The sequence below is a fragment of the Lutibacter sp. Hel_I_33_5 genome (assembly GCF_007827455.1).
In the GTDB taxonomy this organism is placed as follows: domain Bacteria; phylum Bacteroidota; class Bacteroidia; order Flavobacteriales; family Flavobacteriaceae; genus Polaribacter.
In genome coordinates this window covers 1002031-1016466 of record NZ_VISM01000001.1, presented here as the reverse complement: position 1 = coordinate 1016466, position 14436 = coordinate 1002031, and the positions used below count along the sequence as shown (strand labels likewise).

At 28.7% G+C, this 14436-nt stretch carries 6 protein-coding genes; all 6 read right to left on the bottom strand.

What is annotated here, in order from left to right; all coding sequences use genetic code 11:
* Positions 1-192 precede the first annotated feature (192 nt).
* Positions 193-903 carry a hypothetical protein gene (locus OD91_RS04445; protein WP_144895189.1) on the bottom strand — a complete coding sequence of 237 codons (711 nt, stop codon included), beginning with the start codon at positions 901-903 and terminating at the stop codon, positions 193-195.
* A gap of 201 nt (positions 904-1104) precedes the next feature.
* Entirely contained in the window at positions 1105-4401 is a 3297-nt protein-coding gene (locus tag OD91_RS04440; RefSeq protein WP_144895188.1) for a VCBS repeat-containing protein, read from the bottom strand.
* 91 nt (positions 4402-4492) lie between these two features.
* Entirely contained in the window at positions 4493-6070 is a 1578-nt protein-coding gene (locus tag OD91_RS04435; RefSeq protein ID WP_144895187.1) for a RagB/SusD family nutrient uptake outer membrane protein, read from the bottom strand.
* 20 nt (positions 6071-6090) lie between these two features.
* On the bottom strand, positions 6091-9108 hold the full coding sequence (locus tag OD91_RS04430) for a TonB-dependent receptor (RefSeq protein ID WP_144895186.1): 3018 nt from the start codon (positions 9106-9108) through the stop codon (positions 6091-6093).
* A gap of 126 nt (positions 9109-9234) precedes the next feature.
* On the bottom strand, positions 9235-13287 hold the full coding sequence (locus OD91_RS04425) for a two-component regulator propeller domain-containing protein (protein WP_144895185.1): 4053 nt from the start codon (positions 13285-13287) through the stop codon (positions 9235-9237).
* Positions 13287-14306 (bottom strand): LacI family DNA-binding transcriptional regulator, encoded by a 1020-nt coding sequence (locus OD91_RS04420; protein ID WP_144895184.1) that lies wholly within the window; start codon positions 14304-14306, stop codon positions 13287-13289. The genes OD91_RS04425 and OD91_RS04420 overlap by 1 nt, the downstream gene beginning before the upstream one ends.
* Positions 14307-14436 lie beyond the last annotated feature (130 nt).

Genomic DNA, 14436 nt, shown 5'->3' with positions numbered 1-14436 from the left:
TTTTGTGGTTTTTTGTAGTTGAAATAGTGTTTTTATTAGCTTGGTATTTTTCTAAAACATCTACGTTTTCAAAAGATTCTTCTTGAGGGCTAGCCATATATTATACATTTACTTAAAATAAAGTAAAAACAGTTCTTAAATATACCATTTTATTATTAAAATCTAATTTTAAAGAAATTATGATTAAATATTTTAATTATTTTTTGATAATTTATTCCCTTTTATTTCCCAGCTTGAAAACCAAACACTTTTAGAATCTGAATTTTTATTATTTGTATCAACAAAATTACTAACAAGAGAAATATTTCCTTTTAATTGTTCATTAGAAATATTATTTTTTGAAATACTTGCTAGCATTTTTTCAGTTTCAATATCTTTAGCAGTTAAATCGATTGTGTACTTACTTTCTATAGGAGTGATTTTGACATGCAAGATAATTCCATTAAATAATTTATTTATTATAATCTGATTTTTATGATTTAAGGTTGGTTTACCAATAAATAATGCTCCATTGGTACTGATTCCAAGATTTAGTCCGTGTTCAGGTTCTATTTTACTTATATTCTCTGAAGAATAATCTTTTTGTCCGATACTAAATCCCGCCCAATTTTTATTTTCTTTAGAAATTTTCTTATTGAAAAAACCAATATTTAAACTCATATCTAAATTTCCTATATCTTTTGATAAAAGCCTATCGAGAAGTATTACACTTCTATTCTTTCTACTAACTAAACATTCAATTTTCTTGTTTTTTATTTTCCATTCATGCTTAGAATTTGATTGATATTGTTTTTTTAGTGAGTTTTGATTTTGATTATCATTAAAATCAATTCTAAAACTTGTTTGCTTATTATTATCTTTTTTACAATTTGTAAATAAGAATATTGGTAAAAATAAAATCACCAAAAAATGTTTTAGATGTAGTAATATATTTTTTTGGTTAAGCATTTTCTAAACTATCTTTTTAAGGGGGAATCAATATTGTATATATAATATTGATGTTTAATAAAGTAAAGATAGCTATAGTACTAAGTTTTATAGGTGGAATTGTAGTTCACTTAACAGGTGATTATCAACCAAAGAACAAAGTATTTATATTCATTATTATTTTGGTGTGTTGTATTTGTAGGTAGTATACTTATCATTATTATTTGCTATTATAATAATTTCACCATTGTTTGTTTTGACAATTTTCATATCTCTCACATCCTTATCTTCAAAGAATCCATGAGATTTATTATCAATAAAAGTAAATTCCCCTTTAGTGTTTCCTTTTAATAATGAACCAATTCCTGCATCGGCTCTAGTTGTTTCAATTTCAGATTGATAGTTGTTTCCAGCTAATAATAAGTCATTAATTCCATCACCATCAAAATCGTTATATAAAATACTATTTACTGGAGATTGTTGGACTTTGTTTTCAAAAGAATTAAAACTAAAATCACCATTTTTATCTTGATAAAATATACCTGATCGAAATTCATTAGCTTGAAGGTGTAATGCACTTTCTAAATTATTGCCTATAACACCTTTAACATCTTTATTTGCAAAATCTGTATAAGTAGGAATGATTTTTTCTAAACCAGGAATTTGTTGAGTAGTACATTGTTTTCCTCTTACCAGTACTTGTTTGTTTTTATAATATTTTGCTAGTAAAATATCAGCTGCACCATTTCTATCAAAATCTGAAGTGTACACATGAAAAGGCTTATCTTTAGTTGCATGAAATTTATAATTCAGGCCTAAATTCCCAGCTATAATATCTTTTGTTCCATCATTATTGATGTCAGTAATTACAATTTTATTCCACCAACCTTTTTGATTAGATAGTTCTGAATTTTTTTTTGATTTTTTAAGTTTTCCATTTGCGTTTTCAAATACTTCAATTCCCATCCATTCACCAGTAACAATTAAATCAACATCATTATCATTATCAATATCATTCCACACAGCATCTGTTACCATGCCTATTTTTTCAAGTTCTGGAGCTATATTTTTCGTTACAATTGTGAATTTACCTTTCTCATTATTTAAAAGATAACTAATAGGTGAGTAAGGATATAATCCAGGAATTACTCTACTGCCTATAAATAAATCTATATCTCCATCATTGTCATAATCAGAAGCTTTTACTATCGAACCTGCTGAATTAATTTCTGGTAATAAATCTATTGATTTTTTAAAGTTTCCATTTGTGTTTATATATAATCGATCATTTAGTAATGGGTGATTTTCTGAATATTCATAGCTACCACTTACCACATATAAATCTAAATCTCCATCGTTATCCGAATCAAAAAATGTAGCAGAAATGTCTTCATGATATTTATCTTCTATAAAATCATTAACTATAATATTATTATATTCGCCATTATTATTCCCTATTAGTAATTGTCCTTCAAAACCAAATGAACCTCCAAGGTATAAATCATCAATACCATCATTATTTATATCTGCAACTGCTACTGCTGGACCAGTTTGAGATAATTTATGAGGTAATAATATTTGTCTATTAAAATCATTAAAAACCGAATCTTTATGAGCATAATTAAAAGTTTGTTTGCTGAAAAGATCATCTTTATTATCCTTTATCTTATGATTAATTTCAGAAGCATTTGAATAGTTAATTGTTACTAATTGATTAGATTCTATGTTTGTTAGTTTTTGTTCTTTTCCATCTGACCAAATAATTTTCACTTTAGGTATTGTTGAAGTTTTTCCAAGTCCAAAATGTAGTTTGTTTGAAATAGAGGAGAGGTAGCCTCTATTTGTAATTAACTCTCTTGTTAATATTTGATTATCATTTAAAAACAATTCAACTTTTACTCCAGTACCAAATTGATTTTCTTTTGACCCTTTAAATTTAAATTGAATGTAGTTCCCAATATTATTTTCAATCGCATTATTTTTTAAAACTGTAGCTTTTTCATTAATATTATTTACAATAATATCTAGGTCTCCATCATTATCTAAATCTGCATAAGCCGCTCCATTTGAAAATGTTGGGTTTTGATTTGTCCAATTTTCAGATTGATTTGTAAACGTTCTATCTCCTGAATTTTTAAAAAAATAGTTTTTCAGTTTTTGCTGAGGAAACATTTGAGAATATTCCAATAAATCTTTTTGAGTTGGTTTCCTTTTTTTAGATCTAATAACTTTTCTGATTTCATTTGTTTTATCTTGATCTAAAACATCTCTATAAATTCCATTAGTTATATAAATATCATTAAACCCGTCTAAATCAAAATCTGCAAACAGGGTAGACCAACTCCAATCCGTATTTGAAACCCCTGCCATCTGTGATATATCGCTGAAAGTTCCATTACCATTATTTACATGTAACATATTATGCATGTATTGATGATGATAATTCATTTTAACCATTTTGTCAAATTTTTCAACAGAACTCATAGCCATGGTTGTTTTTGAACGGATATAGTCTTCTGGACTCATGTCTAATGTAATAATATCCATTAAACCATCATTATCAATATCTCCAATATCACTACCCATACTATAGAAAGACATGTGTTTTAAAATCTTATTTCTACTTTCTGTAAACGTACCGTCACCATTATTTAGATATACAAAATCTGGCATATCAAAATCATTATTTACATAAATATCTAGATACCCATTATTGTCTAAATCACTTATTTGAGCATTTAACCCAAATGCTTTGTCAATTTGTATTCCAGCTTCTTTAGATACATCAGTAAATTTTCCATTATTATTTTTGTACAATTTATCATGTCCTTTTAAAGCTATAGTTTTTGGGTCTTCTGCTATAGAATCTAAGTTTTCAATTCCTTGACTTCTTCCTGTAATTATTGGAGTATTAAGAACAAATAAATCTAAATCACCATCTTTATCATAATCAAAAAAACTGGCATTGGTAGATCTATTTGAATCATCTATACCATATTCTTTTGCTTTTTCAGTAAATGTTAAATCCCCGTTGTTTATATATAATTCATTTGTTAGCCTTTCGTCATTATATTTACCTGCTTTTGAAATATAAATATCTAGCAAACCATCATTATTAATATCTACAACAGAAACCCCCGATGTAAAACCATTATTTTTTTTAAATCCAGTTTGATATGTTATATCTTCAAATTTTAATTCACCTTTATTTATGTAAAGTTTGTTTTCAAATTGATTTGAAGTAAAAAGGACATCAACTAAGCCATCGTTATTGAAATCTGCAGTTGCTAAACCTCCACCATTATAAGAATAAATATATTTATAATAATGGTAATCTTGTGACTCTATAATTTTGTTAGAAAAAGTAATGCCACTTTCTTTGTATGATACGTGATCAAATAATAATTTTTTCTTTTGACAAGAGAAAATTAGTAAAGGAATTATTAAAAATGATATAAATTTTAAAACTTTCATAAAGATTTTTATAAAACTAAATTACTACATTTAAAAACACCTTCAAGGTTTTATCTTGAAGGTGTTTAATATTTTTTTGAAATATAATAGATTAGTCTGCTAAATGTGGTGCTCTATCAATTTCTTCTTGAGGAATAGGCACAAAGTAATTATTTGGAGATAAGTCTCCCCAACCAGATATAACTTTATCAATAGATTCTCTTGGAGATCTATTTGCTGTAAGAATTGACTCAACTCTTTCCATTCTAACTAAATCATACCAACGCTTGAACTCACCTCCAAGTTCCCATTTGCGTTCCTTAAAAGCAGTTTCTGCTAAGCCGGCACTTCTATCATCATTATGATTTCCAACACCATAAGCTCTATCTCTTACATCATTTATAGCTCTCCAAGCATCAGGAGAGTTACCGCCTGACCTACCTTCTGCTTCAGCATATAGTAATAGTAAATCTGAATATCTCATAAAATAACTTGTTATACGTGTATTACTATTTCTAGGATTAATTAATGTAATATCTCCTTGACCGATGGCTTTTTTAAACATTGGACGTGCACCTGTATCTAAATCTTCCCAACTAACAATCGTTCCTAACGGTAGTGGTGTTGTTCTGTCTGTGCCGTCTGGTAATAACTTATCTTCCCTTATTATTTTTATTTCTGTTATAAATGTTGCATCTTTTCTTGGGCCAGCAGGAAAATCTTCAAAATATTTTATTTCAGAAAAAATTTCATTCCATCCACCAGCTTCGGTAGGAAATGCAACGCTACCAGTAACTCTATTTGAAAAGTGGTTGTCGACATGTTGCGCGTGTGCAGCTCCCCATACAATTTCAGAATTCAACCTTTCAGATTCCTCTTCTGTCCATAATGTGTTCATGTCACTAACCAAAGCAAAACCATGTGTACCTGCGTTATTAATAACTTCTTTCGCTTTAGTTGCTGCCTTTTTGTACATGTCTGTACCTCCTTTTAATGGCCAACCTGCCCAATGCATATACAATTTTGCTAGGATAGCTTTAGCGGAACCTTTATTTGGTTTTATACCAACAGATACATCAGGATGTTTGTTTGGAAGTAGTGATTCTGCTTTCAATAAATCAGATTCAATTTGTTTATAAACATCAATTATTTCAGATTTAGGTGTTTTCGAATCTAATTGAGTACTTAGTACTAAAGGAATTTTACCGAAATTATTTGTTAATTCAAAGTAAAAATATGCTCTAACAAAGTATGCTTCACCAATAAAAAGATTTAATTGATTTTTTTCGTCTAAGCTTTTAGTTTCTATATTTGATTCATTTTCAAGAATAAAATTTGTTGCTTCTATAACAGAATAAGGTCTTCCCCATTGCCATATTAAATCCTCATTACTATTATCAAAGGTTCTTTTGTCCATTGTTTGAAACCTAAGTTTATTATTAGCTGCAGAGCTAGTAATATCATCGCCTCCAAAAGCATTTTGAAATGAATTAGTTCTTCTGGTAGCAGAAGTAATAGTTTTAAACATTCCAATAGTTGCTAGTTTTAAACTATTTACACTAGTTAAATTCGCTGGATCAATTAATGCTTCATTTGGCGTATCGTTTATATCTCCACAAGATACAAACAACAATAAGCTACATAAAAGTAATGCTATAGGTTTCTTAATTAAGTTAAGTTTATTTTTCATGACTTTAATTATTTTATATTTTAAAATTCTAAATTGATACCAATGGTTATTGTTCTTGGGTTAGGGTATGCTCCCCAATCTATAGAAGCTCCAGTAGATGAATTAACCGTTGTAGAACTTACCTCAGGGTCGTAACCTGTATAATCAGTAATTGTAAATAAATTTTGTCCACTTGCATATACACGAACTAAATTAAATCCGTTAATCATATTTTTTAAATTATACCCTAAAGACACATTACTTAACCTAATAAAACTACCATCTTCAACATATCTGGTTGAATTAATAAAGTTAGTACCAGTAACTGGAATGTCAGTTTCATTTTCTGGTGTCCATCTATCTCTATAATCTCCCCATGTAGGATTATCAACATTTAATGAATTTACTCCTCTAGTTAAGTTTAATACATCAAATCCTTGTGTTGTATTTATAAGAAAACTAAAGTCTAAATTACCATAAGTTAATGTATTACTAAAACCTAGTGTGTAATCTGGATTAGGGTTACCAATAATGCCAGTAATGGATGAATTAGTGTCATCAGTAATATATTTAACTCCACCCGCAGGTTTACCAAGACCAGACTCTGCCGATTTAATAGTTCCAAGAAAAGTAACACCATGAAATAGTCCCAAAGGTTCTCCAACTTTAACAATTGCCATTGCCCCATTTGTTGAACCACTTCTTCCGGCTGGATTTACAAATATTTCAGTTTGAACTCCGTCTAATTTGTCTACGTTATTTCTATTCATAGAAAAGTTTACAGATGAACTCCATGTTAATTTGTCATTCTCTATAATATTTCCATTTATGCTTATTTCTAACCCTTTATTAGAAACTTGTCCTACATTATCAATAAATTTTTTAATATTTATGTTTCCTCCAAGATTATTTGCGTGATCTAAGCCTAAAAATGTTGGTAAATCAACATCTAAAAATAAATCTGAAGTTCTTTTGTAATAAACATCTGCGGTTAAATTTACTCTATTATCAAACATAGACATGTCAAAACCTAAGCCAGCTTGTCTTGTAGTTTCCCAAACTAAATTTCCATTTGCGGGACTTCCTAAAACTAATCCACCATTATCTGCATTTATTCCATCTAATGGGAAATTTATAGTACGTTCTTCAAACTTAGGAGTTGTATCTCCAAAGCTTGCACCTTGATTACCAGTTTCACCATAACTCATCCTTAATTTTAATGAATTAATGAAAGAATCTTCAGGCAGTATTTCGTCAAGCTTATAAGCAATAGCACCAGAAGGGAAAATACCAACTTGATTTTTTCCTACAAAGACTCCAGCTTGATCACGTCTAACTGTAGCTGTAATTAATAAATTATCATTAAAAACATACTGAACTCTTGCGAATAAAGAACGGATAAATCTTTTGTCTAAATCATTAGAGTACCCTTTCTCATTTAAAGGGAATTGATCTACAAGATAAAACTCTTTAGTGTCAAATGGGTCATCTATATCACCAACACTACCACTAAACCTTTTGGTGTATCTTGATATTATTTCAAAACCTGCTAATGCTTCAATTCTGTGCTTACCAAATTCTTTTACCCAATTTAAAGTTGAAGTTCCTTGGATAGATGTTCGAGAGCTGTAACCTGCACCAGAATTAGAAGGTCTTAAAGGATCTAATCCAGGTTGTACACCAATATAGTTCCTTGTAAAACTCCCTCTATGTAAATATGAACCAGATAAGTTTAATGTTAAATCTTCATTTAACTTATAATTAATATTTAAATTGGTGTTAATTGTTGTTTTAGTATTTTTTCTTTCAGATTCTCTTCTAACCGCAATTGGGTTGACAAATTGAGAAGCTAAGTTATTTGTAGATGTTAAATTATAACTTCCATTTTCATCTGTTACTGGCGTTAATGGATCCCATCCTATTAGAGCATTAATACCAGCTCTATTGTCTGTAGATGTTCTAGATCCGTTAGATAATAAATTAAAATAATTTTCTACGGTACCATTAATATTCAGTCCAATTTTAAGGTTTTCATTTACATCAACATTTGTATTCGATCTTAAATTATATCTTTCATAACCAGAATTAATGTCAATACCTTCTTGATCTAAAATACTAGTAGAAATAAAATAACCAACATTATCACTTTTTCCTCTAAGAGATAATTGAGTATTACTAGTTATACCAGTTTTAAAATATTCTTTTTGATAATCTGTCCCTGATCCAATTAGTGTTTCTCCATTTATTTGTGCAAATTCTTCAGGGCTTAATTTATCCACAAAACGCGGAACTTCAGAAAAACTAGTATAAGATGACACACTTATTTTTGCTTTACCTCGTCCTTTTTTGGTTGTAACTAAAATTACCCCATTAGACCCTTGAACTCCATAGATTGCTGTTGCGGATGCATCTTTTAAAATTTGTATAGATTCAATATCGTTTGAATCAACAGCTCTTAGATCTGCTCCAAATACACCATCAACAACAACTAAGGGTTGATTTCCTCTTGTTATTGAGTTGTTTCCACGAATACGTATCTTTAATTCAGCTCCAGGTGCTCCAGAGTTTTTACTTATTTGAACACCAGCAGCTCTTCCTTGTAAAGCGTCTTCAGCTCTAAATAAAGGTTGTTTTTCAAAATCTTTTGCTCCAACACTAGAGATTGCGCCGGTCAGATCGGATTTCCTTACAGAACCATAACCAATAACAACTACTTCATCAAGTGAATTATTGCTGATTAATGTAACATTGATGTTCGTTTGGTTTCCAACTAAAACTTCTTTAGCAGCGTAACCAACGTAAGAAAAAGTTAATGTTGCACTTTCACTTACTTTTAAAGAATAGTTTCCATCAAAATCCGTTGAAGTACCGTTTGAAGTGCCTTTTTCGAAAACACTTGCTCCAGGTACAACTTCTCCAGTATCATCTTTTACAGTACCTTTAACAACTTTACTTTGAGCAAAAGTAGCATTTGTACTTAGTCCTATTATAAAAATAGAGATATAGAGTACTACAGAGTTTTTAATCTTTTTTAAGAAAAATTTAGACTCATTTTTCATATTTATTAGAATTTTAGTTATTTGTAAGTTACAAATATTATTCTTTTGAAGATAATAACCAAGGGGGAAAAGACCCTAAGAAGGGGTATTATTTGTTCATAAAGGTTTTGTGAGGTTCTAAGTGCTTTATTTTGTGTGATTTACTCTATATTGAGAGGGGAGCTCATTATATTGTTTTTTAAAGAGTTTTCTAAAATGTTTTAAATCATTAAAACCTAATTCATAAGCTATTTCAGAAATATTCATGTCTGTTTTTGAAGTTATTAATTGGCCAGCTCTTTTTAATTTAATAGTCCTGATAAATTCTGCAATTGACTGCCCTGTTAATGCTTTAATTTTTCTGTATAGAACAGATCTACTCATATTTAATTTTTCTGTAAGATCAATTACAGAAAAATCAGGATTCGATAAATTATTTTCAACAATTTCTAACGCTTTTGCTAAGAATTTTTCATCAGCAGAAGTAGCTACAATTTCTTTAGGTTTGGTAATTAATTCTTTTCTGAATTTAGAGATTAAGTTTTTTCTTGAATTGATAAGGTTGTCAATTCTTAAGCTTAATGTTTTAGGGTCAAATGGTTTCAGTATATAAGAGTCTGCTCCAGTTTGAAAGCCAGAATCTTGTGATTTTTTTGATGTTTTAGCTGTCAATAACACAACTGGAATATGGCTGGTTTTTATATTAGATTTTATATTTTGACATAGCTCAATTCCATCCATTTCAGGCATCATTACATCACTTAAAATTAAATCAATAGATTTTTCTATTGCTAATTCTAATGCAATTTTTCCGTTTTCGGCTTCAACAATATTGTAGTTGTTATTAAATATGCTTTTAAGTAAAGATCTAACTTCTGGGTTGTCTTCTACAATAAGCAGTGTAGATAAAGTATTATCTACTTGATTTTTTGAAATATCGTTATTTATTGTTTGAGGAGTTGCTTGATGAATCGGATTAAGAAATTGTGAGGTGCTGTTTTCAATTAAATTTTTATCATTTACTAATTGATTCTTTTTTAGATGTGATTTACCAAGAGGTAATGTTACTGTAAATACAGATCCTTTTCCTTTTGTGCTTTTTACAGTTATTTTTCCGTTATGTAAGTTTACCAAACTTTTTGTTAAAGATAAACCAATACCAGTACCTAGTTGGGTATTTGATTTTTGTCCTAATTGGTAAAAGCGATCAAAAATATATTTTACATTTTCTTTAGAAATACCTTTGCCTGTATCTTCTATATCTAATTGAATATACTTTGTGTCTTTTTTTTCTTTTGTTGAGATTTTTATAGAAATTTCTCCACCATCATTTGTGTTCTTAAATGCATTAGATAATAAATTATACATTATTTTCTTTAGTTTAATTTTATCAAACCAAACTTTTATGTTTTCATCAGAAGTATCTAAGTTGAAATTTATATTTTTTGCTTTAGCTAATTCATTAAAAGAAATTTTAATCTCATTAATAAATGAAACAATATTATTTTTAGAAGCTTTTAATTTAAGTTGACCAGATTCGTTTTTTCTAAAATCTAATAATTGATTAATAAGTTGTAGCAAAACCATTGCATTTCTGTGCATTACAGAATGTTGTTCTTTGATAAAAGAATCCCCTTTTTGCTCATTAATCATTTTTTCTAAAGGACCAATAATTAATGTTAAAGGTGTTCTGAAATCATGAGAAATATTCGTGAATAATTGTAGTTTTAAAGCATTTACTTCTTCAATCTGCTCTTTTTCTTCACGTTCTTTTTTAAGTTCGTTTTTTTCTTTTATTCTAATTAAATAATATTTTCTAAATAAATAAAGCAAACATGCAGCTCCAATAATATAAATCAAATAAGCCCACCAAGTTTTCCATGGTGCAGGAAGAATTCTAACTTTTAATTCAGCTCCTTTTTCATTCCATAATCGATCGCTATTAGATGCTTTTACTCTAAAAGTGTAAGTGCCAGCGTCTATATTTGTATATACTGTTGATTTCCTTGTGCCTACATAATTCCAGTCTTTATCAAAACCTTCTAATTTATAGGCGAATTGATTTTTATTTGCTTTTGAATAACTTAATGCAATAAAATTAAAGCCAAAAACATTTTGATCATGTGTTAATGTTATTTTTTCTTTATACTTCTTTTTGTAGGGTTGATTGTTGATTAATACATCGGTAATAAGTACAGGTGGTACAAATGAGTTTTCTGTAATTTTATTAGGATTAAATGCAGTTAAACCGTTTGCACCTCCAAAGTATAAATCTCCATTATATCCTTTTAAATAGGCTCCGTAATTAAATTCATTTCCTTGAATGCCGTCAGATACGTCAAAGTTTTTTATTTGGAAGTTTTTTATATCAAATTTACTTAAACCTTTATTAGTACTTAGCCAAATACTCCCATCATCATCAGGTAAGATCCCGTAAACAATTTCACTTAATAGACCATTGGTTGTTCCATACTTTGTGCTTTCTTTGGTTTTTGAATCGTAATAATACAAACCATCACCTTCGGTACCAATCCATAAATTTTTATTTTCATCCTCGAAAACAGAAAGTGTATTGTTGTTTTTTTTGTTTTGTTGAAAATCTATTTTTTCAACTTTAAGAGTGTTTATATCAGTTTTGCATAATCCTTTGTCACCTCCGATATATATATAGTTTTTATCAGTTGAGTTTGTGATTGTATAAATATAATCTCCAACAGTAGTAGATAAGGCAGGAAGTCTTTTAATGTTTTTTCTTTTTTTGTTTAGTGTGTTTATTCCGCCACCTGAAGTTCCAATCCAAATATTTTTATTTGAATCTTCATGTAATACAACTACTCTGTCATTACTAAGTGACAATGTATCATTCGGGTTATTTCTGAATTTTTCAAAAGAAAAAGGTTCTTTTTTAGTATTTAAAAAATTTAATCCTCCATCATGTGTTCCTATCCAAAGATTATCGTCATTATCTTTTAAAATTGCTTTTACATTATTTGTACTAAGGCTTCTTTGAGAGTTGTTTTTTGTGTAGTGTTTAAAGTCCCCTGTTTTTTTATTATAAAAGTTTATCCCTCCACCTTCAGTACCTATCCACAAGTTGTGTTGGTTGTCTTCTACGATTGAGCTAACAACTTTATAATTTAATGAGTTTGTTGTTCCTGAAGAAAAAAGTTTAAATGAATCAAAACTTCTATCATAATAATTAATTCCACCAGCATAAGTTCCTACCCAAATATCTCCTTTGCTGTCTTCAAAAATTTTATATACAGAATTTTGACTTAGGCTATTAGGATCATTTTCTTGGTGTTGAATATATTTAACTTGTGTTTTTGTTTTGTTAAAAATATATACTCCATCATAAGTTCCTATCCATAAGTTTCCAAGATAGTCTTCATGTATGTCTCTTACGTGTTCGGAGATAACAGGTTTGTTATTTAGTTTAAAAAGATCGAAACTATCTTTTTCTTTATTATAAATAGCTAAACCGTTTTTATAACCAATCCAAATGTTGTTTTGTCGATCTTCGTAAATAGAAGAAACTCTATTTGATGTTAGTTCTTCTGTTTTGTCTAATTTATAAGATCTTTTTTCTTGCTCTTTATCATTTAAATTATAAACCTCTACATTATTTACTGATTTTACCCATAAATTTCTATTACTATCAATAAATAATGCCCTTATTGGAGTTGAGATTTTTGGAAAACTATCATCAGCTTTTTCTGTATTGATGTTTATTTTATTAATACCCTTATTTGTTCCAACAAGGATATTTTCCTTATCGAATGATATAATATTCCATATTTCAGCATTAATACTGTTCGAATTGTTTAAGTGAATTTTTTTAAATGAGTCATTCTCTTTATTGTATTTGTTAAGACCGTTTTGAGTGCCTATCCACAAATTCCCATTTGGATCTTCAAAAAGAGTTTTTATATAATTATTACTTATAGAGGTAGAATCTTCTTGATGATGTCTAAAAGTTTTAAACGAATAGGCATCATACTTATTAAGTCCGTCTCTTGTACCAAACCATAAGAAGCCATCACTATCTTGAGTTATAGATAAAACAGAGCTTTGAGAAAGACCATCTTTAAGAGAAAAATGCTTAAATTTTATCGACTTAAAAGTGCTTTCTTCCTGTCCAAAGACTGATAAAAAGAGGAAGTAACATATAAAAAAAGTAGTATACCTAATATTTTTCATTATTTATTTGACGAGTTGCGCTCAATAAGTTTTGAATCTAATATAATTGTTTGACTTTCCGAAATAAAATCTTTATTTTTTATTGTTTTCAATAGTAATTCAGTCGCTTTTTTTCCCATAATATTACCAGATTGATCAATTGTTGTTAAGCCGGGTTCTATTACTCTGGAAATAGGCTCGTTAGAAAAGCCTACAATACCAACGTTATCAGGTATTTTAATACCATTATTTTTTAAATGTTTCATGGCTCCAATTGCTGCAACATCATTCGCGGAAAAAATACCGTCAAAATTTACTTTGTTTTCTAATAATTGAGCAGCAATATTCATACCATCTTTTTCCATTAATTTAGATGTAAGAACAAAATCTTCATTAAATTTAATATTATTGTCTTCTAGTGCTTTCTTGTATCCTTTTAATCTGTTTTTGTACATTTCTAAATCCAATGGTCCAGAAAAATGTATGATATTTTTATACCCTTTAGATATTAAATGATTTGTTGCTTTGTATCCACCTTTAAAATCATCAATTAATACGCTGTTATTTTTAGGAATATCGCAATATCTATCAAAAAGCACATATGGAGTTCCGCTAGTTTTTAAACTATCCATATGATTGTAATCCTTTGTTTCCATTGATATAGAGATTAACACTCCATCAACTCTATTAGAAACTAATGTGTCTAAAATTTGTTTTTCTCTTTCTAATTCTTCTAAAGATTGACAAATAATTACATTGTAATTTTCTTTGTAGGCAGTTTCTTCAATTCCTTCAATAACAGAGGAGAAGAAGTAACGAGAAATCCTAGGTACAACTACACCTATGGTATTTGTTACGCTTTTTCTTAGATTTGCAGCAATTAGATTACGTTGGTATCCAAGTTCTTTTGCTTTTGCTTGTACTTTTTCTTTAGTTTTTTTTGTGACTCTAGAACTGTCGTTTAATGCGCGTGATACTGTTGAGCTGTCTAATCCCAAAGCTCTAGCAATATCGTGTATTGTTACTTTGTTTGTTTTCATAAAATGATCATTAATTTATAACTAATGGGAGAATGGGAGAAGACAAATATATAAAATATTTTAAAATACAATCGATTGTATTTGTTGTTTTATTTCATATATTTGTAAAATATACGTATAATATAATAAA